Origin of the sequence: Lysinibacillus sp. ACHW1.5, assembly GCF_022014815.1 — a bacterium.
Taxonomy (GTDB): Bacteria; Bacillota; Bacilli; order Bacillales_A; family Planococcaceae; genus Lysinibacillus; species Lysinibacillus capsici.
On sequence record NZ_CP091777.1, the window covers coordinates 2,386,565 to 2,412,491 of the forward strand.

Genomic DNA, 25,927 nt, shown 5'->3' on the forward strand with positions numbered 1-25,927 from the left:
AAAAGCTATTGGGCAGTATATTAAACCGATGTAGCGCAACATGTGCATAGAAAGCTAGTCCGTCACGCTCATCCTCACTGCCCTGTATTAGTTTTTTGCTTCTTCTATTTCATCTTCTAAAGCATGATCTAAACCACTAATCTCTGATACTTTTTCAGAAATTTGAGATGCTTCTCCAACCCAGAACATTGCACCAAACAATTGCTCAGCACCTTTTACTCCGTATGATTTTTGTAGTTCTGTATCGTTTAAGTCTGGATAAATAATCGAAGCTACACTAATACCACGATTGTAAGCGACTGGATCAAATACACGCTCTTGGCGCCCCTTTCTACCAGGCTTATTTTTAAAGCAGCGGTCATTAATTAAATCAGACTCCGCAGATGTTAAAGGACGTAATTTAATTGATTCTGTAAATCTTTCTAATTTCAGTTCTACTGGATCTGCCTGACGTACATTTTCTTTCATAAAAGCTTTAAAATTGCTCATTTATAAGTTCCTCCTTATTGGATAACACTGAATTGGTTTAAGATTTCAAAATCGTCAAATGTAAATGGGAATTCGTCTTTTAATGTATCAGCGCTATCTGCATCAAGCATTGCCAATAGGGTTTTGTCTGGTACAATGTTTCGAATATCTACTGTTTGTTTACCAGCTGCACTTGTAATATCTGCGTTGACGATTGTTGCATCAAACATCGGTGACTTCCCTGATCGCAAATAATCCGAAGCCATGGCGCGAATTTCTGGACGATGATAGTACATGGTCATCTCTCCAACACCTTTAGCTCCAACAATTTTCGAACCTTCCATACGAGCATTTAGACGCTTTACTTCCACCTTGTTATATTCTACTTCTGCTTTAAACTTTAGAATTTCCGCAATTTCGAATGTTTGACCCTCAATATTAATAAACACCAAGCCCTCACGTGAGGACATGGCGTCTTTTGTTTGCATAACATTTGGTGCCATCAAGCCTTACCTCCTTCTTATTTACACTCGACACGCATATATAATTTTTCCATTGCGTCAATGAACTTGATACCTAAGACTGCTAATACTGCATCTTTTTCATCGCCCTGTTCAACCACAATATCTTCTGGCATATATGGATCAATTACACCAAGTCTTACATAAGGATCAAGAACAGTTTTCATAAGATGTTTCTTAAATAAATCCCGGCCATTCGCATCATTATTCACTTTACCAATGAAGTATTTACGGAAAATATGACGAGCGTTGTTCTCGATAATAGACATGCCACGATCAATCTTCCCCTTCCGGAAATCCTGATTTTTTTTCGGTGAGAATGAGCGGAATGTGTTAATATCTTGCTCCACTACAACTTCATCATTATTGAATGAATAGACAATATGACCATCTTTTAATGCTTGAATAATCTCATCATTGGTCATCGTTTCTGCCTCAATCGCCCCGGGGTATGTTGCATAGGTAAGCGACCCTACTGTAGAAGCGGCAAATGCTGCAGCAAACCAATATACAGCATCTTTTGCTGTTAGCACTTCTCCCCCATCCAAAGTGACGCCATTTTTAATGGATACGGTACTTTCATGGTCAGCTGCATTGTAATTGTTCGTTACAAATGTTACACGTTTACCTACCTGCTCCCGAAATTCCCTCACTTTAAGAGCAAGCAAGGACTTGATGGTATGATCATCTGTACCATATGCAACTGTTTTAAAATCTAAGGAATCTAAAGCTGAGGCAAACTCTGAAATAGATTCGTTCGTTGCTGCTACAGTTGCCCCACCCCCAAGTGTCAAAATCGCATCAGCTCCAGGAAGGCTTCCCGTAAAAATAACAAAGTCATTTGCTTTCAATTCTTCAAAACTCGCTACCTTTTGGGAATCTACTTGTGTAGCTTCAAAATACGTTTTAATAGTTACAGCGCCATCTAAACCAACAGTGACGGTTACATGAATTTTATTTCCGTCTGAGCCACCATATATTGCTGTTGCTGTAAGTCCTTCTGCTGTGGCTTTTGCCTTTTCCCCTAAACCATTGATGTTATACAAGAAAATGTTACTTGTTGCTTTAAATGATTCTCTTACTGGCAAAATCTCTGCAAGTGACTTGCCAAATAGCGCCTTGAATTTTGTATTGGTAGATAGTTTAATAAATTTACCTACCTCACCCCAATCAAGCGCAAGAGGAATAGCTAATGCACCATTTGAATCTAGCCCCATTGTATTAAGGCTATTGGTTTCAAAGTTAATGTACGCATCTGGCCGTACTTTATTTTGCGTTTCCCAAATACCGCCCATTAAGCCTCTACTCCTTTCTTTTTCCATTCATCAACAAGTCTATCCGCTTCACTTTTGGTATAACTCTTACCATCTTCAAGCACTACCTCATACTCTAACCTTGCCTTTGTGGAAGAAGCGGACTCTAAAAAAGCAACCTTGGAGAACTTTTTATTCCCAGGTTGCTTCGCCGTTTTGTTTGTTGTCTCTTGTGTCAAAATCAACGCCCTCCAATGTTCTCATTTTCACTTCTTCTAATATGTCGTGTAGACGAGCTTTCACTTGATATTTCATAACTAATGTTTCATCAACTATTTCACCTTCAATTTCATGTACATGAAACCTACCAGCAAGGTACTTAAAGTTGTTTTGCACGACTTCTAATACATTTAGGCATTCTTCGTCTATATCGTCTGTAGCAGGGAAATAGACCATGCTAAAAGAATAGGTTCGATTGGCTTGATACTTCATACCTCGCTCTTGGTGTACATTTAAAATACGTACTAAAAAAGCAGGTACTTTTAAGCCCTGCTTCACTGGTTTATCGTACACTTTTATTGTTGGGTAAAGAGAACGTATTTGCCTAATTGCAAGTGTCTTAATGCCTTCTGTTACATTTACATCACTCACCTAGAATACGCCTCCATTCTTTCTCAATTTCACGCTCCCACATTCGTGGCGCCAGCCTTTCCATTTCTTGTTCTGTCAGTTCTAACATAAACTGACCGTCCACAAACCCTACTGTACGGCCAGCTATTACAATACGGTGGCCTTTCTCTACAAAAAGTGCGTATTCTACATTGTTATAGATAATAATTTTGTACGTATCGCCTTGCTTAATGATGTGATACTTCCAGTTATTGCGTAAATCACCCGTATCAACAGGCGTAAGCATTTTAACCTTACGGATGGCTAAATGAGCAATTCTTTCTGCCACTTTTTTATGAATCTTACCCGATGCAATGGTGAGCTCTTTCATCTTTTCTGCTAGTTGTTTCACTTCTTCAAATTCAAAGGCCATTAAGCATACACCTTCTTCTTCAAAAGTACTTCCTGATGTGTTACATAAAGAAAAGACTCTTCAGCAGACGTAAATTCATCCGTCATAATCAGCTCGCCATCTTCAAATAGCTGAACCGCAATTTCGTCCCCAGCTAAAATATCAACAGTTGAAGAAAGAAACAGCTTGGCATCATATAGAATCTGATTTGCTTCTCCTTCCACAGTATTATTAAGTGTCTGCATTCCTACTGTAGATAAACGGCAAGGCACATTGGCATGCTTTGTAATCCATTTCTGTCCGGTTGAACTATTAGGCTTTTCATACTCTTCATACCGCTTCACTGTGGCCTCTCGATCATACATGAGCTCAACAGACTTTGTAGCTGTAGCCAATAGCTTTCGAATGTTCAATCTACCACCTCAATTTTCGGAAGCGGTTAAGCTGAGATGTGTAGTTAGTGAGAATTTGCATAGTTTCTTGTTCACTTGTCGTTGTACTGGTACCTAATTCAACGGTGACATCGCCCTCTTTAACAGACTTTGCAACAGCAAAATCGGATGGATTCATGGATTTCATTTCATAGTTGATTAAATCAAGTGTCATATTCGCATGCACGAATTTTATGTCGTCCGGAATATCACTTCGGTTACAATATGTTTTAATCGCTTGAGCTACCTCTTCAATTTTTAGAAGTAGCTCCTCTGTAGTAAATGTATCTGGTTGAACTTTACTTTTTACAATTTCGAATACGTTCAAGCTAAAACCTCCTATTCAGTAGGTTCCGTAGATTTCGTAGTGCGTTTCTTGGATGTTTCTATTACCGATAAAATCTCAAAACTAGGATGCTCAGCGTGTTCACTAAGCACTTCTAATTCCTCACCAACTTTGTACACTTCATCATCATAGCGTACAGGGAAGCTGTTCTCTTTGACTTTCACAAGAGTTTTCATTTAGCAACCTCCTTATATTGTTTGAGCTTGGAAAACGTTATCGGCAGCATGAAATGATGGAATAGCTGTAGCGGCTGCTTTTGTCCAAGTCGAAACTGGGTCTTGTCCTTCTTCAAACACCATTGTGATGATTTTACCCACGCTCGACACGTCTGCACCTTCTCGCAACATACGACTTTCTTCTGGTGTTGGTCCATATAACGTTTCACCTAAAGTTCCATCACCAAACATGACGAATTTGTCTTCATCAAGGTAACGATGTGATGTGTAAGATCCATTGGCTGCTTGCTTACGATACTTTGCATCATATACTGCAATGACAGGCAAATCATGTTGTTGTAAAAAAGCGTTTAAATCTTGTCGTGTTGGAATACGACCTGAATCTTTACCAAATAAAGCAGCAATGATTTTAGCATTTCTTAAAATTGAGCGAAGTATTTTAGTAGAAGTTAATGCACGTGTAGGTTTATCAGTTAAAGTATCTGCCCAACGTTCCATATCACCGATAATATCAGCTGAATCAGCTGTCCATAGTCCAGCACCACTCAAAGCTTCTTGGTGGTCAGACGGTACATGGTAATTGACAGACATATTAAGTCCATTTTCATTCAACGTCACTTTTCCTTTTGATAGCGCTTCGATTCGCATTAATTCAACACGGGCGCGTACACCATTCACAAGTGCATCAACATCATTAAATACGTTTTGCATTAAGTAATTCTTTTCAGCTTCATTGCGAGGTTGAGCCAATGCAATTAAATCTTTCTCAGTAATTTGCATTTTACGTTTAATATAGGCTGCCTCTAAAGCTTGCTTAGAAGCTTCCCGACTACCAATTTCAGCCTCTGTGTCAAATGCATGTACTGATGCAATTGTCGGTAATGAACTTCCTCCTTTAATCATGTCAAACTCAAGCGTAGAATGTTTAACCTCTGGGAAAAGTGTTTCTCCTAGTAACGGCTTGTACTCTCTTGTTTTTGAGTAATCAAGCATTGTTTTTTGATTGAATAATTCTAATACATCTGGCATATTCGTTTACTCCTTTCAAATGGCCGCTATTAGCGGAATGTAATATTCTTTAAAGCTGTTTTCGCTTCTGCTGAAGGTGCTGTGTGTAACCGAGCTTCTAAAATGTAAGCTTGATCAATTAACGAACCAGGTTGTGGTCCGTTTGTTACATCTACATCTGTATACAAAATACCTTTCGCAGTACCGTCATTTGCAGGTAATACTGTCCCTGCTTTAACAATCTTTTTACCGTTTGAATCTGCAACTACACCTACATCACTTACCTGATACGTGAACGATTGCACCTTTGATGATGCTAAAAAATTTACACGTTCTGCTTTTTGTACATTACTTACATATGGCATATAATGTCCTCCCTAATCCCAAATAGTTTTTGTTTCACTTGACTGACTGCGTGTATTTAATTGTTGAGCGATTTGAGCACTGATTGATGTAGATGGTTTATCGTCATTTTTACCTTCACCCGGTTTAGTTCCCTTTGGTAGCGGCTTTTCCTCAGTTTCAGGTGTAAATAAAAAGGCTTTAGATTCGCGCAGTGTTTTAATCTGCTCATCTAAGCCTTTTTTTACGTTACCTTCTTCGTCCAATTCAATTGTTGATTTATCAATAAGACCTGTAACGAGATCAGTATCATGTACTTTACTGGCAAGTGCTAATTTCAAGGCACTTTTAAGTTGGGTATCCTTGATTTTCGCTTCATATTCAGCCTTGTCAGTTTCATTTTGTTGCTGAAGCTCTTCAATTTTTGTCTGTAACCCAGCTGCATCAATTTTTTTCAAATCATTTAGCTGAGTGTCACGTTCTTTCAATTGATTTGTTAGGTCCTTTACTTCATTGATTTTATCGTCAAGACGACTTTTAGGAACCATGGTGCCAAAACCTGCTATTACTTTATCTGCCTGTTCCTCCGATAAACCTAAAGCAATTAAATCTTCTTTTTTCATCGTATAGCCTCCTATTTCCCATTATCGTAGTACGCACGATAGGTTCTTGCTTTGAATCTTTTACGTCTGCAAAGCAAAAAAGACGCAGGATAAGCTTTATGCAACATACTTTGCTTCCCATTCTTTATAATTCATTTTCTTAATCCTACCGTTAGCAGAATTTCGTGTTTCATAAGCCATATACTCAGCTTCATCAAAAAATGGAATCGTCGTAGTTCTGCATCGCGCATGAAATGGGGGTGCATTAGTACCTGGCTTATAATCCTTCACAAAGTAAATATTCATATCCTGCTCTTGGCAAATTTCAGATGTGCGATTGTCCAAAGTAGCAAGGATTTGATAACGTTCCAGATCCGCTTCAATGTATGAATTATTAGCAGCAATGTTATGAAAGAAGTTAGCTTCTGTTCTTACCAGTGCCTCTGCTCTACTTAATACCACGTTAGTAGATTTGCTGATTGCCCTTGATGTTTTACTAAGGGAGCGACCTTGCCTAAATGATTTTTCTAACTCTCTTTTAACAGTAGCCATAGTTGCCGCTTCATGGCCCCAAATGCGCTTTGAAAACTCCTTACCTGACCAGTTATAGGTGAGTACTTCTTTCATAACGCTATCCGTTAACCTAGCGACAGGCTGATAAACAGCAGTAAATGTGGCAATGTCATATAACCCTTTATAATAAGAGTTTTCGTATACTTCTGTTAAACCTGTATACGTATAGGCCTGTAATCCATTCACGCCACCATATAGTTCAAGCATCTGTAACTGGATCTGTAAATGCAGCATCTCTAAACGAGAGATACGAGCACAATAGCCAATTGCTTCTAAAATGCGATCATATTCTGGATTCCTCGACAATGAAAGGGCTTTGTATTGCTGCAATGTAATATTTCGAAAGTCTTTTAACTCTTTGGCCGTTAAATACTTCTTAGCCTCTGAATAGGAGATCTTATTATCAATAGCATAACTAGAATAAAACACCTCAATCTGCTGTATGATGTTCGCTTGTGCCATGCGGAGTTGTTCTTCCATGCGAGCAAGATACTTACTGGCAATAAGTTGTGATTCCAATTCACGTTGTGCAGCACGATTTTCCCAATACTCACTCATCGTCCATCACTTCCGATTGAGACTGGCGCTGTTTCTCCAAAGCCTCTTGATACTCATCTATCTCTTTCTGTTCTTCCGCTTTTTGTTTGGCTAACCTATCCTCAACTTCTGGCGTGTACCACGGATGATTTTCACGGTTGGTTTGATCATCAATAATCCCTACTGACTTCTCACACATTTCAACCGCTTCTACTTCATTAATAATAATGTCACGATTAAATACAAACTTAATTTTTTCATTGGTGAAATCCCCTTGACCAATCATGTCCAAGTAATGAGTAACAAACCACATCATGTGCTCAATGCTCGACTGCATTTCACTCTCTAAAATATTGCAATCCATATCTAAATCACTATAGCGGAATTTAAGTGCTACCCCAGATGCATTGCCCAAATTTTCATGTAATGTATCAACTCCACGGCCAAGCTCATAAATAGCTCTACGTGTACGTTCAAGTTCTTTTTCGTTAGCTTCAGTTTGAATCTCAGCCGATAATTTATCAACATCACCATTTTCATCCGTTTTGACTGCACGATAGACATTAAGATCGTGAAGAAACTCTTTTAAATCGACTCCACCATAATTAATGAGTTTATAGATAAAATTAGGAATATCAGCAAGTACATCTGCATTTGTAGAAGCTTGGGTATTGTAATTGTCAACGAGTGATTTAATCAGCTCAATTAAAGGCTGCTCTTCCTCGTTATACCTGAAATGAATAAGGGGTATCTTTTCCCACAGCACCGGTTGATCACCTAATAAAAAGTGATATCCTTGTTTTCCTCCCGCTGGGACATCAGAGATGAGTGTTGAACCTTCAAATACGTAGTGATCTATCCCATCACTGTGATAATGCTCTACCTTTTTCAACGTCTTTTTGGTCGTACCATCATAATGATTGGTTTCATACACCCGTAAAAACGACTCAATTTTCATATTTTCAGAGTCAGCATAAAACGGTATGATTTGCTCGGATGGAAACCGCATAAAGCTAAGCTCCCCAGTTTCATTAAAGTAAGGATGCAAGTAAGCAACACCTTTGTTAATGGCCTCTTTTCCTACTTTACGTAAGCGGTTAATCATGCCAGCATCAAATATGTCATCTAACTTTTTCTGATAACCTTCATTTTCACTAGTGACTGAAGGTTGCTTCGAAAGAACATAGCCAATTTTTTGATCAACAAGTTTCTTCACGTAGCCATGTATCAGCTTTAAGTTGGACTTCCACTCTGCATCCCGCTTCTTTTCTTCAATGTCCATCTTATTTTTGTAATACCTGTCACCTGTTAACATGAGCTTCCGCTTCGGAGAATCCTCCCAATCCTTTATCTCATTAAGCAGCACTTTTTCATTTTTAATAACGCTTTCCACCATTCGTTTTATCACCTCCTCCATCTGTTCATGCCAACGTGGTCTATATAAATCCTCAATTAGCATTTAATCACCTCACTTTAGAACGGATAAACCACCTTTTTTGAATATGACTGTGTTAACAAAATATCTATCACTATCCATCTGGTGATCATTATGTTTTACTGGCTTATCCTCGCCACGATCTGCCGCTTTTTCATCCCAAATGTAAGACGAAAACTCACGAAAGGTTTCTTTACAGCAATCGTTATACTTGATTAAACCGTTAATAAGCGCATTGCCAACATTTCTAATACCTTCTAACACATCATTTTTCGCCTTTATCACACGTATACCATTCTGTTTTAGTAGTGTGATGAATGAAGAAGCGGACGGGTCAACAATAACACCTTGGAAGTTTTCAACGCCCTTAATAAAATCTAATAAGTCCTTATAATACTCCTGGTCTGTCTTTTGTTTACTTCTCTTACGACCGTCATAATGATATTCCTTAACCTTGTACCAAATCCCATCAAAAAAGCCCCACAGACCAAATGTTGTAGGGTTCTGTGTGCCATAGTCGACACTCACATAGTATTTGGAATATTTGCGTTTCTCTGTTTTCACACTGTGTACGGCCTCATCAAACATATCGTAAATGATACCTTCAGCAAGTACCCATAACCCAAGTATAAATCGTTGATAGAACACACCTTTATACATGCGCTTGTACCGTTCTTTAATACGTTGTGATAACGAAAGGTTATCGTCCATCGTAAAGTGCAGATGCAGCATGTTCTTATCTTCTAGTTGATCTAAGTACTCTAACTTGAACCAATGATAAGGACCAGCTGGGTTACAATTAAACCAGAACTTCGCTCCATCGACAGAACATCGAGCAGTTGCTTGGTTAACAAATGATTGAGGCATAAGTGCTACTTCATCAAAGAACATTCCAGCGAGTGTAATCCCTTGGATAAGATCCTGTGACGCCTCATCTCTTCCACCGAAAATATAAAAATAGTTCACCTTGCCATTTCGAGTGACAGTGAACATATTTTCTGAACGATATTCTTTTACTTTATAACCACGGGACTGCAGCATCCGCTTCAAAGGTTTGAAAACGTTTCGTCTGAACGAACCGATTGTTTTACCGGCCATGCCAAGGTTTTCATCATCAAACGTTTCCATTGCCCACATAACAAATGATAAAGACATAACGATTGTTTTCCCAGCACGAACAGAACCATCACAAATAAGGCCATCTTTATCCTTGTGAGGGGAATCAGATTGCCACCATTTGAGTACTTTGAGTTGCTTCTTGCTAAACGGTTTGAATTTGAATAGAGCAGGTTTCTTCCGTTTACTCATCCCAATCCACTTCCGTTCCCTTAAGCGCCTCTAAGAAACCATCATCCTCAAACTCATCGTCGTCATCACCATTTTCTTTACGGATATCGATTTTGGTAAGTTCGATGTCTGTTTTTGTTTTCTCTATGTTTAGCTGCAACTGCTCGAGTTTGAGTCTACGCTCATCATTATAATCCGCCATCTCAACAAATTGACGAATAGAAGAACGCAACTCCCCTATTGCTCTCGTTTGAGCAGTAAGTAGTTGCGCCTGTCGTTCCCATGCGAATTGGAATTCATATTCTTCTTCAGTTACAGCTTTTTCTACTCCTCCACCATCTTCTTTAGAACGCGGATAGTATTCGTATTTTGCCTTTTTGAGCTCTTTAATTATTTCGTCTTTCGATTCGACATGCATAATACGTTGAGCTCGAATGATAGCAGCATACTGTATCTGTATTTGATCCCAGATTAAATCGGTTGGAGAACGTTCATTCATCGCCTCCATGATTTCGAGTGTTTCTTCTGGCAAGAACTTAGCAAAGAAGCCATGTGTTGTAGCATTCTGATTTTGCTTAGGTGCACCATGGCCTTTTGCGTTGTTGTTACCTATAGGAGCACCACGACTTCTTTTAGTAACGTTACCATTGGATTTAGTAACGTTACCTTTCAATTGGTCATCCCATTTATCTTGGTTCTTCCACTTTCGAATTTGTGAGTCGGATAATTCTAACTGCTCAGCAATATCCTTCAGGAGCATTTGCCCTTTGCTTTCAAGCCACATTTGAAAAGCTTCGTCACGCTTCGGATTTCTTGGTCTAGCCATATCTCATACACCACCACCTCCATCGTCATTTGTTTGTTTTGTAATCACCCCATTATGCTAGTTGCTTGGTAGTAATAACAAAAAGACACTTCTTCTCAAAGTGCCTCTTATTACTATCTATTAATTTCAATTTCTATTTGCTCTAACAATTTTTTTACATCATTCCAAAATTCTATTACTTCTTCTTTACTGAATACCTCTCCAGAATCGTGCGAAAGTTCATTAGCAATATTTATTAAACGTTGTTCAATTACAATATTCCCTTGAAGATCATTAATTTCAGGTTTTAATTTACCTAGATTTAATTGACCATACTGAGCATCTATTTTCAAATCTATTTCTCTAAAGATGCAGTAAAACTTAAATGTATATTCCAAAATCCTTCTTAATGTATTACCTTGGGCAAAAATTTGATCATAATCGTATTCGTCTGTCTCATCTAGTAATTGTTTTACTTTATCAATACGTTCCTGCACATTAATTAGATTTTCTTTTAAAATTATCTTCTTAGAATCCTTCAAAGGTTTTTGTCCTTCTTTTGGTTGAATCAAAAATGAGTAATATGGTAAGTTATGTACTATACATTTTTGCTTTTCATCGATTTTTTCTAAAACATATTCATGGTAAAACTCATGATTATACTTATTTAAACTTACTTTATATCCGTCTTTTTCAAATTCCCTTTTCAGTTTTTTAGTAGGTATCATTTGTGTTTTTACAAGCACAAACACATGTTGCTCCTCAACTATGAATTTAATTTTTTCAATTTGGCATAAAGAGTATATACTAGTAAAATCACCATAAATACTTTTTTCATTCATTTTCCCCATTTTATTTCCAAAGTTTTTAAAAGTAATTTTTAAATAGGAATCATACGGTTCTATTTTCTCAATACGATCATAATTTTTTAAAGAATAATGATCTACATTTACATCACCAGCAGTAGCTTCAATTAAGTGATTTAAAAAATCATAAATACTAGTAGATTTTGTTATAGTACTACCATTAGTTACAGCATACTTATTCTTTAAGTCTAAAAATAATTTTTCACTAATTTCGTAATCATATTCTTTCGGATGAATCAGTGCGTTAAACATATCACTATTCAAATAACTTGATATAAATCGGATTGTCGCTTCTTCATTATAATTAGTAGGAATAGAAATTCTCAGTATTTGATCTGCTTCGTCCGCATGAATTACTTTTACTGAGTTTGATGGAATATATTCATACAAACCACTTTTTGTAATTTCAAACTCAAGTATATTACAATATTCTTCTGGTTTTTCTGATGTTATTTGCGCTCTATTAGAACCATCGAGTTGATATATTTTTACAATTAGATTTTTTTCCATAAAATTTTTTCCTCTCAAAATATTATTTTCTCTTAAACCTACTACATAATTATAATCTTAAAGTCATGAATTTGGAATAATTTTCTACAAATTCCACTCTCAAAATTACACCAAACTCTGCCCTATCAACTCTTAGTGTTTTGCAGTTTTTAAAGTAAAAGTTCCTTGCAGATTCGATCCTGTAACCGAACCGGCTTCTCTTTCTTTGAGCTATAGAAGCATAATAAAAAGCACCTCCGAAGAGATGCTTAAACTATTTTTCAAATTTTATGTTCGTTACCATAGAATGAAAATATACTGCTGTCGGATATGTTGAAAAAGCGCGAATCATTAGCAAAGTAAAATACATGGCTAATACAAAGGTTACCATAAATGAATAAAAAACAGTGCCAGTGAACTTATCTAGTAATGTATAAAGTGAAATAATAAAACCAAAAACAGCTATTAGTACAGGGAAATATTTTGAAGGGTCGTTAGATTCTTTAAAGTCGGCACTCCTCCCTATAACTAGCGCTTGTTGAGTCGAATCCAAAGTTTCTAAAAACTCTATATTTTTGTTTATTCTTTCAATGCCGAAAGGGGATTTCTTTATGTATAAATGTTCATCAATGAATTTCTTCAATTCCTGATCTTTCCCTCTTGTCGCTTCGATTAAATCGCTAATGAAAACACTCTGATCCGAACTATTCGTTTGTTCAGTCATTCAAATCACTCTCCCTCTTTAAGTCATTATTCCACCCGATAATAGAAATTACTTCCTAACCACTAAACTAGACCAGTATTCTCTATATTTTCAAAACTCCTACCTCCTTAGCCCAATACTAACCCAGAAGATAAAATATATGTAACAACTTTTTGCTCTCAAAACCATACCAAACCTGACCATCTCATCGGAATTTGAACTATCAATTGCTTAATACGATACTTTTAGAACATCTTTATCTTTCTAATCATATCCCATAAATCATACCTCTCCAATTACTTACACATTTTCATAAAATCTGATAAATTATTCTCAAATACATGTAAGAGGTGATTGAATTGCTAACTGAAAAGAAAACATGTCGAGATGAATTATTAATAGCTCTTCGTGAATTAATTAAAACTACAGGGAAAAATGAATTCTCAATAAACGAAATCATTACTTTTATGAACAATCAAGGAACTATGTTTAAAAAAGGTACTATCAGAAATCATATTAAATATAGATGCTACGCCAATGCTAAACAACGATACCACGCAACCAATTATGATGATTTAATAATGCTAGAAAACGGTTTGTATTCTTTAAATACTAAATAAAGTGAAGCAACCTGAAGGTCATTTCATCATATCAATAACTAGTTTCTCACGTAGAGAAAAATTTATTTCTATCACTATATAGGTATTTGTACGACAAACTTTATACTGCAAATAAAAAAAGTTTTTCTTTTCTAATGTTATTTGCAATTTTGGATTCTGCACGTTTCACATAATTTTGCACGGTACCACGACTTACCCCTAGTATTTTGGCAGCCTTACTAAAGGTCATTTGCTCTGCTCGTATCATAATGAAAGCGGTACGTTCATTTTCTGTTAAACCGGCCATAGCTTGATTAGCTATATCTTTAACATTAAACATTTTCTCAATTTCTTTAACTACAGAATTGTCGTAACTACAATCAATGACCTCAGCAAGTACACTAGGAGTCATTTTATCACTATCGACATACGTAATTAGGTCTTGCATTAAATGATGGTCCATAACATAAACATCTGTACGTGTAGCGGCCCTATACTCTGCTGGATCATATCCTGTTTCCATCCACTTTATAGCTTCCTGCATATCTTTTATCATACTGAGACACCCTCCTACTACTTTTAACTCTTTAAGAGATTGTTTATATTCTTCGATTAAATCTGGAAAGTACATGGCCATCTTCCTTTCTACTCTATGTAAAAATAAAAAGGACACTAATAGAGTTGACATAATTGCCAACAACTATTAGTGTCCATCGGTTTTTCCGTAAGGACGATTATTTTGTTTTTTTAATACGTATACGTTCAGCCCTCTCCACATCAAGTACTTGACCATTGTGCCAAATGATTGTGTCTTGCCCAAATGATTTTGGTTTTAGCGGTGTAATTATTCCATCTTGTACGATGTATACACCGTTTTCAGATGTGTTGATTTGTTCGATAGATGTCTGTTGTGTCATAGTTTTGCCCCCTATGATATAATCAATTATCTGACTGAACTTATAAAAGGGCAGGAACCAATTTGACGGCTGTAGCGTGTGACGACGCTGCGGCTTTTTATTTAGTATTAATACTTTCCCAATTGTTTAAAATCTCTTGTATTGTATATTTGACAGATTGATGATCATAATTCTTTGCTTTGGAAATAAGTGCTACAAATTCAGCTATCAAGATTTCTTTAGGTAGTTCATTTAACAAATCTTTAATTTCTTTTATTTGTTCGTAATCCAATTTAATCACCCTCAATTTTCATATCCACTAATTTATAGCCTCTTGCCTGGTATGGGAGTTTGTGTTCCCTAAGATAGAATTTTTCAGTAATAACAGCACCTTTGGATTCAGATTTCTTTAATTGATTATCACGTTCATTCTCCGTTTTAGCACGAATAATTATTGATTTTTTCACTCAAACTTCTCCTTCAACTTTTCTTCAAAATGTTCAGTAGAGCATCCGCTTCTAAAAAAGTTGCTAGGACTTCTAAATCACCACTTGCTACGACCATATCCCAAGCAAAACCTACATAGCCATATTCCTCTTGAAGAGTTTTTACTGCCTGTTCAAATCTAGTAAAATCGTATTCACCGAAATTTAATGTTAAAGTCTATGACATTCATTTCACCCTTTCTGCAAATAATCTTTCTAAAACGAAAATTTTTATATGATTAAGAACGTTTTCTAGCAGGCATTTCTACACGTCGCTCTTTATGCTCTTCCCAGTACTCTTCACGATAAGATTCTTTCATACGATATTTCAATTTTTTATCCTCTGTATAAATTTCTAGCCAAATTACTATTTCAAAACAACTTGATTTTAATGGGAAAATAAACCTATAATGAGTTATTAAATATTTATCAAGTAGAGGAACATTATGGATATTAAAGAAATCATCACAAAATATAAGAAAGCTGATAGCACCGAAAAACTTGGAATCATTAGTAATATCGTTACTATAATCACAGCGATAATTGCTTTAGTAACAGGTCAAATACTCACTTTTAATTTCGTTGTTGAAAGTACTTCTCTTATTAAATTAGGATTATATATGATGGGTATGAGTTTTTCGACAATGCTCCTCGGTTTTTATTTTTGGAGCTTAAAGAAGATAAGCATAGTATTCGAAAGCTTTTTTGTTAAAATGTCACTTTATTTGTCATCTACTACAACACAACTTTTTTGTAATATTATAATTTGGTCGTTTTTTCTGGAACTTAAATAATCATACTCCCTGAGTGTGATTATTTATTTGTAATTTAACACCTTAAGTCTAACTTCTTTTACAGAAAGTCTATTGACTCCATATTTCACTATTCGCCTAGTAGACTTTCAAATATCTAGCTCCAATTGACCTGTTATTTCTTTTACATGATCATTCCAAGCAACTTGATAATTCTTGCTATCAGAGTTAGCGGGAACAAAATAGGCTTGTTTTAAATGGCGACCAAGACCATTGGAACCGTACCAAATAGAAATCCTTTTTAATATAGTGCCTGGTATCCAGCCATAAAGTACCTCATAATTTTTATCCGTTTGCTCTAGTAAAATATATTGAGTCTGTTGCTCTGGAGGAAGTATTTCAGATACCTTCAAAATTTCACCCCATTTCCTCTTTCCATTCCCATAGGCTTAGCTTTCCTTTTGCTGGCGCTGGCTCAGATAACACTTTCACTGTATTCAACTCCCATGCATAACGACCATTCATAAAATCACCAAAGTACAGTTCGTCACCCTCTAATTTTTTTCCGAATTCAATGCCAGCAGCGCTTAACTCGTTTGGTATCAAATGGCATTCAACTAATTCAGCAGTAGCAACGACAACTCCAAGTGGTAAGTCTGTATTATCAATTCCATGTCTTTGAAGCGCTCTCTTAATTGGCGGATATTCACAATATTCCTTATCCATTGTTTTACCAGCATGAATAGCAATAGGACCTCGATATTTCGTCTGCCAGCTACGTGTCTCGAACCGCTTCTCACCCAAAGCAATAAGAGTAGCCCAAGGTTGTTTAATTGTGATTGCTTTCATTTGTGTTCTCCTCTAATTCGTCTTTGTAGACCAATAGACGTGCTGGTTTGTAACCTTCGAAATGACTAGTTAGCATATCCACTCTCCGATTTTGGGTATATCCACCTTTTGAAAGTTTCTCTGTTAATTCACACCATTGTGGTCCAATGACAGAAAGTAATCCTTCGTCTACAACTTGTAGTGTGGCATTTGAAATAATTCGTACATGCTCCCACCTTTTTGGATATTCTCGTGTCAATTCTTCCTCTGTAAAGTCAATTACTTTCATAGGCACTAAATCTAAATAATCTACAAAGGAACTTTTACTTCGGGACCAAACATGGGTATCAAATTCACCCGATCTGCAGCCATTAACAAAACATAATGATCCCTTTGGTAGATCTCGCTCTGATCGATTCCCTTTAAATCGGACAACTGGTGCAGAACTTGCTTGTAAAAACCATGGGCGTTCTAGTTCTTGCTTTCGTAATTCATCACGAAAACTTAATTGCTCATTCATTTCTGTCCCTCCTAAAATAAGCTCAATTGCTCATATTCTTGTTTTTTGGAAGGCACGTGCACAGTTTCTACCGTTTCTTGCACCTTTTCCTGCTTATCGTTCACCATAGCCGCTTCTAGTACAGTTCTTGATCCAACTTTTCTAATAGCCTGTAGATCCTCTCCTACTAAAAGCACACTACTTATGACCATATTATCTACAGGCTCATTTCTTTGAATTGACATGCAACCATAAAAATTCTCTATCACTGTTGCCTGTATACCATTTTCATAATGTTTACGTCCTATAATCGATGCGTCTGCAATTTCTACAATGTCACCAACCTCAAATACGATAGCCGTTTCTGTTGCTAATTTTTCAAGAGGTACAATACGCTCAAAACAATCAGTACGTTTATATGCCCCGATCGGTGGACATCTGGACAATGCTTAAAAAACACACTGTAGTAACCATCTGTTCTTGGCTCCGTAATGATGTATTCCTCATCGATCAGATAAAAATGTGAGGGTGGCTTCACTACACGTGCCAAATATTTATTAAGTACTTTAGCTTGCGCATCAACAACAACATCCACTAGCTCAAAGTGATTCTTTTGGTAGGCTCCAAAGTGAGATCCCAGTCTAGGGAAGCGGCTAGCACAATATGCATGACCGCCATGTGGGAAAAGATAGTACACTTCACCTTTTGTAAGATTAGTAGATCCGCCCGTATCAACACATTTTCCCTGTAACATCCTCATCACCTACTTTCGATAAATGGCAGCAAGTAGTGCAAAGTATAACCGTCCATCGATACAGCTTCGCTTGCATGTTCTTCAAGTGTTGCCAGTGGAATCGATTTACGCCCACCACTTTGAGCTGTCTGCCAAGCTGCTTGAAGCGGTGGAAATGGTAAGCGATAGTATTTATCCAACTCGCTGAAATACACAAGTAGAAAAGTGATAGCGCCTTTTTCGTACCAGGAGCGGAGCAGTTCGTATTGATGTTCATGTAAGTTTTGGAGCGGAAAACTTTTGCCCTTCGTTTCCTTTGCATCAAACACCACTGCTCGTCCATTACAGACACCTGCATAGTCCACCCATTCAGGTTTTTCCTTCCGTCCTTCTATTTGGGAGCCTTTATCTTTTGTAATTTGTACAGGCGTTGGAATTTTACGAATATCAGCTAATCCCGCATTACGATATTTTGTGTTGGCCATATCAATGACACGTTCTAAAAACTTGCCACGGTTAGCATGTGTTACTGATTTCGCACGCTGTTTAGTTGATTGATTATGAAACATCCTGTGTCCTCATTTCTTCTCGATTTTCCGCATCTAACACGTCAAATATGGTGATTTGATTTTTCAAAAAATCCTCTTCCAAGTCATCTAAATGCCGTTGCCAGCAAGTGAACCCATATTTTCGTACTATGGATTCACCACTTTTTAAAGGTCTGTTACATCTTTTACAACGACTCATGATGTACTCTTTAGCAAAATTTCTTCAATGATTTCTACATCATCAGCTCTAAATGTAGGAGAAGGACCAAATTCATATTCTTCCGCTTCCCAATCTTTAATAAATTCATCACGCTCATTAACATAAGTGCCAAAGTAAGGATCTTGTTCTGCTTGGTAAAATAATTCCCTAATTCTTTCGTCATCCTCTTTTTGCCATACATATAACCCATAATCGGCAACACCAAATTGACCACGATCATATACAACAACCTCTAAACCATCTAGTTTGTTATAGACATCAATATATCCCTGTATTTCTTCCTCACTAGGTTCTGGACCGACGGATCCATCATACATTTGTTTAATATCATCTGGCGTTTTTCCAGCAGTTCGTAATATAGCTTTGAATATTTTAAACATGAGAAAATCCCCCTATTTTTTAAAATGGCAAATCATCTTCTGATACTTCAATTGGACCTCTACGATTCGCAAATGGATCTTCATCAACTCGCGTATAGCTTGGATGATTCATAGGAGGTTGTTGTTGATTCGTGTTATAGGAGCCTCCAAACTGTTGTTGAGGTTGCCCACCACCATAGGATGGTTGATTATTTCCGTTTGCTTGTCCTCCGTATTGAGGCTGTTGTTGCTGCTGTTGCAGATATTGGTTTGGTTGATTTTGATAATTAGGAGTGTTTTGTGGCCCTCCTCCACCGCTTCGTGATGGTTCTAAAAATTGAATACTATCGGCAACAACGTCAGTGGTATACACTCTTTGACCATTTTGTCCCTCGTAACTTCCCGTTTGGATACGACCCTCTAAACCAATCAAAGCCCCTTTACGTTGATAGTTTGCTAGATTTTCAGCTTGCTTGCGCCATGCTACACAACTGATAAAATCAGCATCACGTTCACCTTGTTCGTTTGCAAATGTGCGATTTACAGCTACTGTGAAGCGACAAGATGCAATACCGTTAGGTGTGTAACGTAACTCAGGATCTTTTGTAAGTCGGCCAACTAATACGACACGATTAATCATTTGTTTGAATCCTCCCTTTTTGTGGCGATGCCAGCATGTACGTTATTTTCTAGGTATCTAAGTTGCTGCATAGCATAATGTGGGCAATGGCTGTCACTTAACCGCTTCTGTACGTCTTGTAGGACTAGAAGCGGAAACTGGTACTCATTGATGAGTTGGTTAATCCGAATTGCAACTTCCTCATGTGTCATCTTTTTAACTGCTTGTACCAGCGCTTTGTCTGTGCCGTTAGTAAAAGTCCCATTAGCCAGTGCAGCCTTTGCCAAATGGTCACGCATTTTCATGTGTTCATCATGTCTGCTCAAATTTTTCTTCCACCTTCCCTAACGTTGCTAAGATTTTTTGTCGTTCTGCTTCAAAGTAAGCTTTCTGTTCTTCCGACGGCTCTGTTTCGACAAGGCTGGATGATTTCATTGGTTCTTGAATGTGTGAGTTTTCCCGATTACGATCTTTAAACCAGCCTGGTACAACCTCTTCACGTCTATTTTTTTGAGGATAAAATCTTTGTGACTGTTTACGTTGCTGAGTTGCTTGGATTTGTTGATTCTTCCACTGCAAGTCAGCCGCTTCTACTGCTTCCAACGTGAAGAGTTTCTTGTTGAACCAATCTTTTAAAATGGTTTCTACATAACCCCAGTTAGTTTTTCCGTTAAGTACAGCCTTCTCCATTGCGTGAATAACTAAAGGCTCTGACAAGTCATTAATCCATTGGTCAATTTTGAAAATGATTAGAGATCCTAATGCTCCAAAATGATTCTGCTCATAAAATGCAAATGCATTCTGTGTTGGAGAAGCGGTTTGCTTTTCTGGTGGTGCTACATAAGCAGGTGGCTCCTTATCATCATTATTATTAATTAATCTATTAGTACTTAGTAAATCAGTACTTGGTATATCAGTACTTAGTAGTCCTTGATTTTCCACTAATGGTTTTTCCACTCGTGGATTTTCCATGGATGGTTTTTCGGGGTATGGTTCTACCATAGGGTGATTTTCCACTAATGGTTTTTCAGGTGATGGCTGTTCCACTAGTTGGTCCTTTTGTTCCCCATCGAACTGTGGAACTTCATATACCACCGTGACCCATTCAAATTTGCCATTTGTTCCACGTCGCCTTTCTTTTTTGACATAGCCGTATTTCTTTAATTCTTTCAAACCTGTATCAAATGATGTATCACCATCCGTGGCCCATTGGGTAAGCTCGCTATTATGAAATGTCCAATCGTCTGGTTTCGAGAGCATAAAGACATGGATGGCTTTTGCTTTCCAACTTAAATTAGTGTCATAAAGCGATGTATTGTTAATGACTGTATAATCTTTGTTTTTGACTACTCTGACGATGTTTTTACTCTCCATCAGCTGATCCTCCTATAAAAATCTATCAGTTCGTTCACAGATGGCGAAGCTACCCTCAATTCGTATAATTTTGTAGCCTTGGTAGCTCAGCCACATGTAGCGGCGTACAAGGCGATCTAATTCCTTTTCATCGCCTGCCGCCTGTTCAAAAATCCATTGTGGCAACAACACTCTGTGCGGTACAGAATTCATTGAGGCACTTGCATCTTGATAGCACGTAAATATTGAATTAAGCTATCCGCTTCTTTCACTGTTAATAAATCCGAATTCTTATCAGGAATTTTGCATCTCTGCATAGCACCGTTATAAACTGTATTAGGATCGGAACCATATGCTGTGGCAACTTCACTCAACAATTTTGCTATTTCATTGAACTGTTCCTGAGTCCTTAAACCTGTGTGATTAGGTTGATTTTTTTGTTGCTGTGGCTGACCACTGTTATTTGGTTGCTTTGGAGAAGCTTGATTCATATATTGATAATCATTACCGCTCGCTCCATTTGCATCATCATCCTTCTCGGTAGCCAGTCCTAACATAGCCGACAAGCTATAGCGCTTCATGTAAGTAATCTGACCACCGAAATCTTGCATGCTGTTGGCAGCTGGGAATTTGAGTGGATAAGATTTCACATACTCTCCTGATTCATGCAGGAATATGGTTTCTACACAAGCCATTGTTAAATTCCCTTCAACGGTTGTATAGCTGTTCTGAATGATGGATAAATGATTTTGGACAAATATTGGTCTGACAGCATCTAAAATGCCATTGAGATCCGTGTATTCAAACGTATATGAACCACCATTTTTGGTGCGAACATTTACTTTTGCATTATGTTTTGGTGTTTGAATAGTAGCCCATGCTTTAGCTAATGCTGCCGAAATATTGACATTACTCTCGGAAAAAAGCATATTCTTCCTCCTAGCTAGTTGATTTTTTGAAGTCTTGGGCGTAAAATACAAAGTAACTATTATTTCGAATAATTTTTTAGACCACTGCCGCAAACAGTGGTTTTTACTTTGTATAGGCCTGTGAATAAATAGTAGAACGTTCTGCAAATTTCAACGTCACAACTTCTCCATCTTTAGCGACACCTTCAAGCCCTGTGTTCTTAACTTGTAAAAATCGAAATTCTTTCTGATCGGATAAACGCTTGAAGAAAACAATACGCATTTCAATCACCTACTTTCTGATGGAATCCCATCAAGCAGCCTATAACTGCAAAGCAATCCGTCAAGGGGAGGAACGGGTTATAGACTGCTTGACGAGAGCGAGTATCGTACTCGCAATCATCTAGTTTTGTGATATAATTATCGAGACTAATATAGTTCTGCTGTTTAATCGCGCCAACGATTAAGCGGCTTTTTTATTGCCAGCAAGCCATAATGATTGGTACGCCAATAGCAACCATGACAATTCCGCATTTCACACAGAACTCCTTATGTTCTTGATCCCGGCCGTCATCTGGCATATACAAATAATTCACTAGCCATTTCACCATGCTGACCACCACTTCCCTACTGACACTAAGCGTTCTTGCAATGACAAATTACTCCATTTATTAACTTTTAATATTTTCATTAGCAAGTTTCTTCACCACCTTTAGGGAAATACCTGACCTACTAAAATCTTGAATTAACCCACCAAAATTTTTGTTATCTTGTAGCTGGACTTCTAAACGTCTGATAGCATGTTCTGCCTTTTTAATCCGCCAAGCACATTCAGCTGCTAAGTTGTATGTACCGTGCTGTCTATGAAATGCCATGGCTCCTTGTAAATCCTCAATGCACGCTTTCTTTGCGGCTATCTCTAGCTCCAATTTCTTTACATGATCCAATTGAAAATCCCTCCCCCTATAAACATTGGTACTGTCTGTAAAAACTGCACTGCTGCATCTGCGCTAAATAATGCCGCTACTACTGTGTCTTGAGAATTTGTAATAGCTGCTGCTCGAGCTAAAAATTTAGCTTCACAAGCAATGAGATTTTGCTCAATTCGACTAATCGTAGATTGCGTAGTATGCATAAGCTCCGCGAAGGCTTCCTGCGATAATTTTGCTTTCTTGCGGCACTTTCTGATTAACTCTCCAACATCTACATGCAATGAAATCACCTCCTTATGCAGAAAGTGCATATTATGCTTACCACGCATGGTTTCTCTATTAAGTTATCTTTATAGTTGAGATATAGATTGTTTGCCCCAATCTCTTTTACATACCTGTCCGGGTAGTTGTTTTTTAGTAATCTTTATTCAAAATTTCATCGAGTACTTTAGCTGTGGGCTCTGCTAACCAAACCCTTTTGTATCTAGAGCCTAATTGTCTTTGGTGCTCCCTAATGCGAGGGTCACAAAGAATATATTTTTCTAATGAGGCCTTACTAAATCTAGTTTCTCGAACTAGATCATCGATATCCCAATACAGTGTTCGTTTCCTAATGGTGGCTTGTACTATTTGGTCGTACCTTTCTAACAGTTCTTTTTTAGAAAGACCAGCGTTCTCCAGTACTATTTGAGTAATGTCCATATCATTTTTAATCACGGTCACTTGGCACCACCTTCAACAAGTTTTAATCCCTGTTGGTTGTAAGCGTTGATTTCCATTCGTAGAGTTGTAGATGGCTGCCACATGGAGATAAATTTGATACTTTCAGCAAAACGTGTTTTAGGAATTTCTCCATAACGTGGGACTTCAAAGTAATTTTTGAAATCTCGCCAAAAAGCGGAAAATACTTGACGGCTTATTTTTTTATAGGCATTCGATTCTTTGCCGCCTAACGCAGCTACCACAACTTCTCGGCCACGCTTACTTATCTGCGCTTCTTGATTGCCATCAATACGCATTGTGACAACAAGGTTTTGTACAGTTTCTTTAACTTCAACAACTTCCATTTGGATGCTCTGCAATTGCTTCCGCGTATTTAACGCTGATTCAAGCGCTAATGTGATAGGATCTTGTGATAGTTGCTTTTCAATCTGTTGCTCCATTTCATTGAAGCGTTCGATGTATTTAACCGCGAATTGTGTGCCCTTTTTGCCAGTCATACGAGTGCCATATAATTCGCACCCCTTCTTAGTTAACAAGAAGCAAGGTTGCTGCTTATTTTGACTATTTGTATAAGTAGATTCGATGAAATAGGACTGGGGTAAATTACCCTCTCCTAATTGAGCAATAATGCGCCTCAGATCTTTCAAGACTTCGTTATGGTCACGTCCGACCATTTCTGCAACTTCTGTACTCGGGATATTCCTTGATAAATGATTCATTTTGAGACCTCCTTCTCTAATACTATTTATTATAGAAATTGGCGTTTTTACATTTTTGGAATTAACTTGCTTATTATCCTGATGTATTCTGATGTATCTAACTTCATTTACGAGTTTGACCTATCCAACGAAGTATATTTAACTTTAAAATTGGAAAAAAGGAGACAACCTCAAGTCAAGAACTTTTTTATAAGTCTGGGAACAATTCAAAAAATGGTGTTTCTAGAACCTGTTCTAGCTTCATTGAAAGCTCTATATTTGGATTAGCTCGTCCAACCTCTAAATGACTAATCAGAGCAGTTGAACAACCAATTAATTTTCCGAGTTGTCCCTGTGAAAGACCCTTGGCTTTTCGTTCAGCAATCATTCGTTCGCGTTTAGAACCTTTAAGATTTCGAAATTGCTGTGAAGGAAACTGCTCTTTGCGTTTCTTTTTACGCTTTGATTTAGTCATGCTCACACCCCCTTTCGTTGTTGGATTAGCGTTGCTACCGCTCCGTGAGCTATGAGGAGGGATAAAACCACTAATATAAAAATTATGCCGTGTAAAAATTACCTTTTGGTAAATCGTTGTTTAAAATAAAAACCTCTTCAAAGGTTAGATCAGGATACTCTGTCAATACACCAGAAATAAATTTCCCGCCCGGGTTACGTTTACCATTGAGAACTCGATTGACAGTACTATGTGCAACTCCAATTTTTTTAGCAAAATTAGCTTCACTTATATTATTTTCTTTCAAATAATCCCTAAGGACATCTTCGTTCAAATATATAGATCGCATTATTATTCCACCACCTTTTACCTTTTGGTAATTACCTTATGGTAAAAATATATCACCGATTTTACCTTATGGCAATACTTTTCTTTTAATTTCTTTATTTAAATTTCCTTTTGGTAATACTGTTGCTTAAAATAATACATAGGAGGGATAGCCATGACCGAATTCGGTTCTTACATAAAAAAAATCAGAGAATCTAAAAACATGACACTAAATCAGGTTGCTTTATACGCTGAAATAAGCGCTGCACAATTATCACGTATAGAGACTGGTAAACGCGGTACACCTAAACCTCCAACTATAGAAAAAATAGCTCGTGCTTTGAAGATAGATTATAACGAACTAATGAAGATTGCTGGTTACTTAGAATCAGATACTTCAGAAGAAACGCAAGTTGAAAAAGACGAAGCTGAGTTCCAGGCTTTCGCCAATAACCCTACCCTACAAAAATGGTACAAGGAATTGCCGAAATCGAAGGAAGAGGATTTGGAGAAGCTTCGAAAGATGTGGGAGATTTTGAAGGATAATGGTGAATTGTAATAAATTCAGTTACTACTTAGGGTGAACACGTATGCTGAACTTTATGGAAACATAAAGAAAGGACCGCATAAAGGCGATCCTGATAACAAATTGATGGCTGCAAGAGCATTCGCTGATGATACAGTTTACGGTGCTGTAAGTAACTTCACAAAAGAGGGTGACGCTATGGATAAATTCTTAGGAAACCATAAGTCATCTCTTGCAAACACAGAGTTATATGGAGCAGTAAGTCGAGTTGCATCTGCATTTGATAACAGCGCAGTTGGTATTATAATGCCCACTCTATAAGTAATTATAGAGAAAGTACTGGGTGAATTCAAAGGAAACCTAAGGCAAAATGCTATGGCAACTTTGAGCCAAGCTGACGAATCCTTTTACGTAGTCAGAAGGTGCAACGCATAGGTATTGAGTAAGGAAACAATAATATACCCACGAGCGCCCAGCACCCTAAGTATAGCTAATTATTAATCTAAAAAGGACATGATAATTTCATGTCCTTTAAAAGTACTATAAATGGTAGTATTATTCATTTATGTTTTATATTATTTTTTTACCATTGTTATAGGTATATT

Annotated in this window: 46 protein-coding genes; 4 read left to right on the forward strand and 42 right to left on the reverse strand. The window is 37.3% G+C overall.

Going from position 1 to position 25,927, the window contains the following annotated elements:
- Positions 1-87 precede the first annotated feature (87 nt).
- From L6W14_RS11770 to L6W14_RS11855, 18 genes are all read right to left on the reverse strand, one after another.
- Positions 88-489: a phage tail assembly chaperone gene (locus L6W14_RS11770; protein WP_036075119.1), complete on the reverse strand. Its 402-nt coding sequence runs from the start codon at positions 487-489 to the stop codon at positions 88-90.
- 14 nt (positions 490-503) lie between these two features.
- Complete coding sequence (locus L6W14_RS11775; RefSeq protein ID WP_205443772.1) at positions 504-971, reverse strand: phage tail tube protein; 468 nt, start codon at positions 969-971, stop codon at positions 504-506.
- A gap of 17 nt (positions 972-988) precedes the next feature.
- Positions 989-2,284 (reverse strand): phage tail sheath subtilisin-like domain-containing protein, encoded by a 1,296-nt coding sequence (locus L6W14_RS11780; RefSeq protein ID WP_237898045.1) that lies wholly within the window; start codon positions 2,282-2,284, stop codon positions 989-991.
- Positions 2,284-2,481 carry a hypothetical protein gene (locus L6W14_RS11785; protein WP_237898046.1) on the reverse strand — a complete coding sequence of 66 codons (198 nt, stop codon included), beginning with the start codon at positions 2,479-2,481 and terminating at the stop codon, positions 2,284-2,286. Before L6W14_RS11785 ends, L6W14_RS11780 begins: the two co-directional genes overlap by 1 nt.
- Positions 2,435-2,893 carry a phage tail terminator family protein gene (locus L6W14_RS11790; RefSeq protein WP_237898047.1) on the reverse strand — a complete coding sequence of 153 codons (459 nt, stop codon included), beginning with the start codon at positions 2,891-2,893 and terminating at the stop codon, positions 2,435-2,437. The genes L6W14_RS11785 and L6W14_RS11790 overlap by 47 nt, the downstream gene beginning before the upstream one ends.
- On the reverse strand, positions 2,886-3,284 hold the full coding sequence (locus tag L6W14_RS11795; RefSeq protein WP_237898048.1) for an HK97 gp10 family phage protein: 399 nt from the start codon (positions 3,282-3,284) through the stop codon (positions 2,886-2,888). Before L6W14_RS11795 ends, L6W14_RS11790 begins: the two co-directional genes overlap by 8 nt.
- Positions 3,284-3,676 (reverse strand): hypothetical protein, encoded by a 393-nt coding sequence (locus tag L6W14_RS11800; protein ID WP_237898049.1) that lies wholly within the window; start codon positions 3,674-3,676, stop codon positions 3,284-3,286. The genes L6W14_RS11795 and L6W14_RS11800 overlap by 1 nt, the downstream gene beginning before the upstream one ends.
- 1 nt (position 3,677) lies before the next feature.
- Positions 3,678-4,022 carry a head-tail connector protein gene (locus L6W14_RS11805; protein WP_237898050.1) on the reverse strand — a complete coding sequence of 115 codons (345 nt, stop codon included), beginning with the start codon at positions 4,020-4,022 and terminating at the stop codon, positions 3,678-3,680.
- Between the two features lie 11 nt (positions 4,023-4,033).
- Positions 4,034-4,216: a hypothetical protein gene (locus L6W14_RS11810; protein ID WP_205443782.1), complete on the reverse strand. Its 183-nt coding sequence runs from the start codon at positions 4,214-4,216 to the stop codon at positions 4,034-4,036.
- Between the two features lie 12 nt (positions 4,217-4,228).
- On the reverse strand, positions 4,229-5,245 hold the full coding sequence (locus L6W14_RS11815; RefSeq protein ID WP_237898051.1) for a major capsid protein: 1,017 nt from the start codon (positions 5,243-5,245) through the stop codon (positions 4,229-4,231).
- A gap of 29 nt (positions 5,246-5,274) precedes the next feature.
- Complete coding sequence (locus L6W14_RS11820) at positions 5,275-5,589, reverse strand: hypothetical protein (RefSeq protein WP_237898052.1); 315 nt, start codon at positions 5,587-5,589, stop codon at positions 5,275-5,277.
- Between the two features lie 12 nt (positions 5,590-5,601).
- The gene (locus tag L6W14_RS11825) at positions 5,602-6,189 is read right to left on the reverse strand and encodes a phage scaffolding protein (protein WP_237898053.1); all 588 of its coding nucleotides are present in this window, start codon (positions 6,187-6,189) and stop codon (positions 5,602-5,604) included.
- A 96-nt stretch (positions 6,190-6,285) separates the two neighbouring features.
- Positions 6,286-7,299: a minor capsid protein gene (locus L6W14_RS11830; RefSeq protein ID WP_237898054.1), complete on the reverse strand. Its 1,014-nt coding sequence runs from the start codon at positions 7,297-7,299 to the stop codon at positions 6,286-6,288.
- Positions 7,292-8,737 carry a phage portal protein gene (locus L6W14_RS11835; protein WP_237898055.1) on the reverse strand — a complete coding sequence of 482 codons (1,446 nt, stop codon included), beginning with the start codon at positions 8,735-8,737 and terminating at the stop codon, positions 7,292-7,294. Before L6W14_RS11835 ends, L6W14_RS11830 begins: the two co-directional genes overlap by 8 nt.
- 9 nt (positions 8,738-8,746) lie before the next feature.
- Positions 8,747-10,021, reverse strand: a complete 1,275-nt coding sequence (locus tag L6W14_RS11840; protein ID WP_237898056.1) for a PBSX family phage terminase large subunit — start codon at positions 10,019-10,021, stop codon at positions 8,747-8,749.
- Positions 10,014-10,826, reverse strand: coding sequence for a phage terminase small subunit (terS, locus tag L6W14_RS11845; protein ID WP_237898057.1), 813 nt, complete (start codon positions 10,824-10,826; stop codon positions 10,014-10,016). Before terS ends, L6W14_RS11840 begins: the two co-directional genes overlap by 8 nt.
- A gap of 113 nt (positions 10,827-10,939) precedes the next feature.
- On the reverse strand, positions 10,940-12,181 hold the full coding sequence (locus L6W14_RS11850) for a hypothetical protein (RefSeq protein ID WP_237898058.1): 1,242 nt from the start codon (positions 12,179-12,181) through the stop codon (positions 10,940-10,942).
- A 253-nt stretch (positions 12,182-12,434) separates the two neighbouring features.
- Positions 12,435-12,884 (reverse strand): hypothetical protein, encoded by a 450-nt coding sequence (locus L6W14_RS11855; protein ID WP_237898059.1) that lies wholly within the window; start codon positions 12,882-12,884, stop codon positions 12,435-12,437.
- 338 nt (positions 12,885-13,222) lie between these two features.
- Between L6W14_RS11855 and L6W14_RS11860 the strand changes: the two genes are divergently transcribed.
- The gene (locus tag L6W14_RS11860) at positions 13,223-13,483 is read left to right on the forward strand and encodes a DUF7669 domain-containing protein (RefSeq protein ID WP_237898060.1); all 261 of its coding nucleotides are present in this window, start codon (positions 13,223-13,225) and stop codon (positions 13,481-13,483) included.
- Positions 13,484-13,583: 100 nt separating this feature from the next.
- Here L6W14_RS11860 and L6W14_RS11865 read toward each other — a convergent pair whose 3' ends face one another.
- The 4 genes from L6W14_RS11865 to L6W14_RS11880 form a co-directional block, all read right to left on the reverse strand.
- Positions 13,584-14,099: a sigma factor-like helix-turn-helix DNA-binding protein gene (locus L6W14_RS11865; protein ID WP_237898061.1), complete on the reverse strand. Its 516-nt coding sequence runs from the start codon at positions 14,097-14,099 to the stop codon at positions 13,584-13,586.
- A gap of 97 nt (positions 14,100-14,196) precedes the next feature.
- On the reverse strand, positions 14,197-14,379 hold the full coding sequence (locus L6W14_RS11870; RefSeq protein ID WP_237898062.1) for a DUF3954 domain-containing protein: 183 nt from the start codon (positions 14,377-14,379) through the stop codon (positions 14,197-14,199).
- Between the two features lie 97 nt (positions 14,380-14,476).
- Positions 14,477-14,650, reverse strand: a complete 174-nt coding sequence (locus L6W14_RS11875; RefSeq protein ID WP_205443803.1) for a hypothetical protein — start codon at positions 14,648-14,650, stop codon at positions 14,477-14,479.
- A 1-nt stretch (position 14,651) separates the two neighbouring features.
- Positions 14,652-14,825 carry a hypothetical protein gene (locus tag L6W14_RS11880; RefSeq protein WP_237898063.1) on the reverse strand — a complete coding sequence of 58 codons (174 nt, stop codon included), beginning with the start codon at positions 14,823-14,825 and terminating at the stop codon, positions 14,652-14,654.
- A 464-nt stretch (positions 14,826-15,289) separates the two neighbouring features.
- On the opposite strand from L6W14_RS11880, the gene L6W14_RS11885 reads away from it, so the two are divergent.
- Positions 15,290-15,637 (forward strand): hypothetical protein, encoded by a 348-nt coding sequence (locus L6W14_RS11885; RefSeq protein ID WP_237898064.1) that lies wholly within the window; start codon positions 15,290-15,292, stop codon positions 15,635-15,637.
- A gap of 107 nt (positions 15,638-15,744) precedes the next feature.
- Here the strand turns inward: L6W14_RS11885 and L6W14_RS11890 are convergent, their stop codons facing one another.
- The 20 genes from L6W14_RS11890 to L6W14_RS11975 form a co-directional block, all read right to left on the reverse strand.
- Positions 15,745-16,008 carry a hypothetical protein gene (locus tag L6W14_RS11890; protein WP_237898065.1) on the reverse strand — a complete coding sequence of 88 codons (264 nt, stop codon included), beginning with the start codon at positions 16,006-16,008 and terminating at the stop codon, positions 15,745-15,747.
- A gap of 4 nt (positions 16,009-16,012) precedes the next feature.
- A complete protein-coding gene (locus tag L6W14_RS11895; protein WP_237898066.1) occupies positions 16,013-16,444 on the reverse strand; it encodes an ASCH domain-containing protein in 432 nt (143 codons plus the stop codon).
- Complete coding sequence (locus L6W14_RS11900) at positions 16,425-16,943, reverse strand: hypothetical protein (RefSeq protein ID WP_237898067.1); 519 nt, start codon at positions 16,941-16,943, stop codon at positions 16,425-16,427. The genes L6W14_RS11895 and L6W14_RS11900 overlap by 20 nt, the downstream gene beginning before the upstream one ends.
- An 11-nt stretch (positions 16,944-16,954) precedes the next feature.
- Positions 16,955-17,368 (reverse strand): hypothetical protein, encoded by a 414-nt coding sequence (locus L6W14_RS11905; RefSeq protein ID WP_237898068.1) that lies wholly within the window; start codon positions 17,366-17,368, stop codon positions 16,955-16,957.
- Positions 17,369-17,681: 313 nt separating this feature from the next.
- Positions 17,682-18,224: a Holliday junction resolvase RecU gene (locus tag L6W14_RS11910; protein ID WP_237898069.1), complete on the reverse strand. Its 543-nt coding sequence runs from the start codon at positions 18,222-18,224 to the stop codon at positions 17,682-17,684.
- Positions 18,214-18,402: a hypothetical protein gene (locus L6W14_RS23185; RefSeq protein ID WP_371824150.1), complete on the reverse strand. Its 189-nt coding sequence runs from the start codon at positions 18,400-18,402 to the stop codon at positions 18,214-18,216. Before L6W14_RS23185 ends, L6W14_RS11910 begins: the two co-directional genes overlap by 11 nt.
- Positions 18,399-18,803 (reverse strand): hypothetical protein, encoded by a 405-nt coding sequence (locus tag L6W14_RS11915; protein ID WP_237898070.1) that lies wholly within the window; start codon positions 18,801-18,803, stop codon positions 18,399-18,401. The genes L6W14_RS23185 and L6W14_RS11915 overlap by 4 nt, the downstream gene beginning before the upstream one ends.
- 19 nt (positions 18,804-18,822) lie before the next feature.
- Positions 18,823-19,422 (reverse strand): single-stranded DNA-binding protein, encoded by a 600-nt coding sequence (gene ssb, locus L6W14_RS11920; protein ID WP_237898071.1) that lies wholly within the window; start codon positions 19,420-19,422, stop codon positions 18,823-18,825.
- The gene (locus L6W14_RS11925) at positions 19,419-19,727 is read right to left on the reverse strand and encodes a DUF6877 family protein (protein ID WP_237898072.1); all 309 of its coding nucleotides are present in this window, start codon (positions 19,725-19,727) and stop codon (positions 19,419-19,421) included. The genes ssb and L6W14_RS11925 overlap by 4 nt, the downstream gene beginning before the upstream one ends.
- Positions 19,714-20,775, reverse strand: coding sequence for a DnaD domain-containing protein (locus tag L6W14_RS11930; protein ID WP_237898073.1), 1,062 nt, complete (start codon positions 20,773-20,775; stop codon positions 19,714-19,716). Before L6W14_RS11930 ends, L6W14_RS11925 begins: the two co-directional genes overlap by 14 nt.
- A 12-nt stretch (positions 20,776-20,787) precedes the next feature.
- Positions 20,788-20,967 carry a hypothetical protein gene (locus L6W14_RS11935; protein WP_237898074.1) on the reverse strand — a complete coding sequence of 60 codons (180 nt, stop codon included), beginning with the start codon at positions 20,965-20,967 and terminating at the stop codon, positions 20,788-20,790.
- Positions 20,964-21,683, reverse strand: coding sequence for an ERF family protein (locus L6W14_RS11940; protein WP_237898075.1), 720 nt, complete (start codon positions 21,681-21,683; stop codon positions 20,964-20,966). Before L6W14_RS11940 ends, L6W14_RS11935 begins: the two co-directional genes overlap by 4 nt.
- A gap of 103 nt (positions 21,684-21,786) precedes the next feature.
- Positions 21,787-21,945, reverse strand: coding sequence for a hypothetical protein (locus L6W14_RS11945; protein WP_237898076.1), 159 nt, complete (start codon positions 21,943-21,945; stop codon positions 21,787-21,789).
- Positions 21,946-22,138: 193 nt separating this feature from the next.
- On the reverse strand, positions 22,139-22,273 hold the full coding sequence (locus tag L6W14_RS23040; protein ID WP_256451364.1) for a hypothetical protein: 135 nt from the start codon (positions 22,271-22,273) through the stop codon (positions 22,139-22,141).
- Positions 22,274-22,333: 60 nt separating this feature from the next.
- A complete protein-coding gene (locus L6W14_RS11950; protein WP_237898077.1) occupies positions 22,334-22,609 on the reverse strand; it encodes a hypothetical protein in 276 nt (91 codons plus the stop codon).
- On the reverse strand, positions 22,597-22,875 hold the full coding sequence (locus tag L6W14_RS11955; RefSeq protein WP_237898078.1) for a helix-turn-helix domain-containing protein: 279 nt from the start codon (positions 22,873-22,875) through the stop codon (positions 22,597-22,599). The genes L6W14_RS11950 and L6W14_RS11955 overlap by 13 nt, the downstream gene beginning before the upstream one ends.
- Positions 22,876-23,008: 133 nt before the next feature.
- Positions 23,009-23,317 (reverse strand): hypothetical protein, encoded by a 309-nt coding sequence (locus L6W14_RS11960; protein ID WP_237898079.1) that lies wholly within the window; start codon positions 23,315-23,317, stop codon positions 23,009-23,011.
- Entirely contained in the window at positions 23,314-24,036 is a 723-nt protein-coding gene (locus L6W14_RS11965) for a Rha family transcriptional regulator (protein ID WP_237898080.1), read from the reverse strand. The genes L6W14_RS11960 and L6W14_RS11965 overlap by 4 nt, the downstream gene beginning before the upstream one ends.
- A gap of 187 nt (positions 24,037-24,223) precedes the next feature.
- Positions 24,224-24,490: a helix-turn-helix transcriptional regulator gene (locus tag L6W14_RS11970; RefSeq protein WP_237898081.1), complete on the reverse strand. Its 267-nt coding sequence runs from the start codon at positions 24,488-24,490 to the stop codon at positions 24,224-24,226.
- Between the two features lie 82 nt (positions 24,491-24,572).
- On the reverse strand, positions 24,573-24,818 hold the full coding sequence (locus L6W14_RS11975) for a helix-turn-helix transcriptional regulator (protein WP_237898082.1): 246 nt from the start codon (positions 24,816-24,818) through the stop codon (positions 24,573-24,575).
- Positions 24,819-24,971: 153 nt separating this feature from the next.
- On the opposite strand from L6W14_RS11975, the gene L6W14_RS11980 reads away from it, so the two are divergent.
- Together L6W14_RS11980 and L6W14_RS11985 are read left to right on the forward strand one after the other, a co-directional pair.
- Positions 24,972-25,355 (forward strand): helix-turn-helix domain-containing protein, encoded by a 384-nt coding sequence (locus tag L6W14_RS11980; protein WP_237898083.1) that lies wholly within the window; start codon positions 24,972-24,974, stop codon positions 25,353-25,355.
- A gap of 93 nt (positions 25,356-25,448) precedes the next feature.
- Positions 25,449-25,643, forward strand: coding sequence for a hypothetical protein (locus tag L6W14_RS11985; RefSeq protein WP_237898084.1), 195 nt, complete (start codon positions 25,449-25,451; stop codon positions 25,641-25,643).
- Positions 25,644-25,927: the final 284 nt, after the last annotated feature.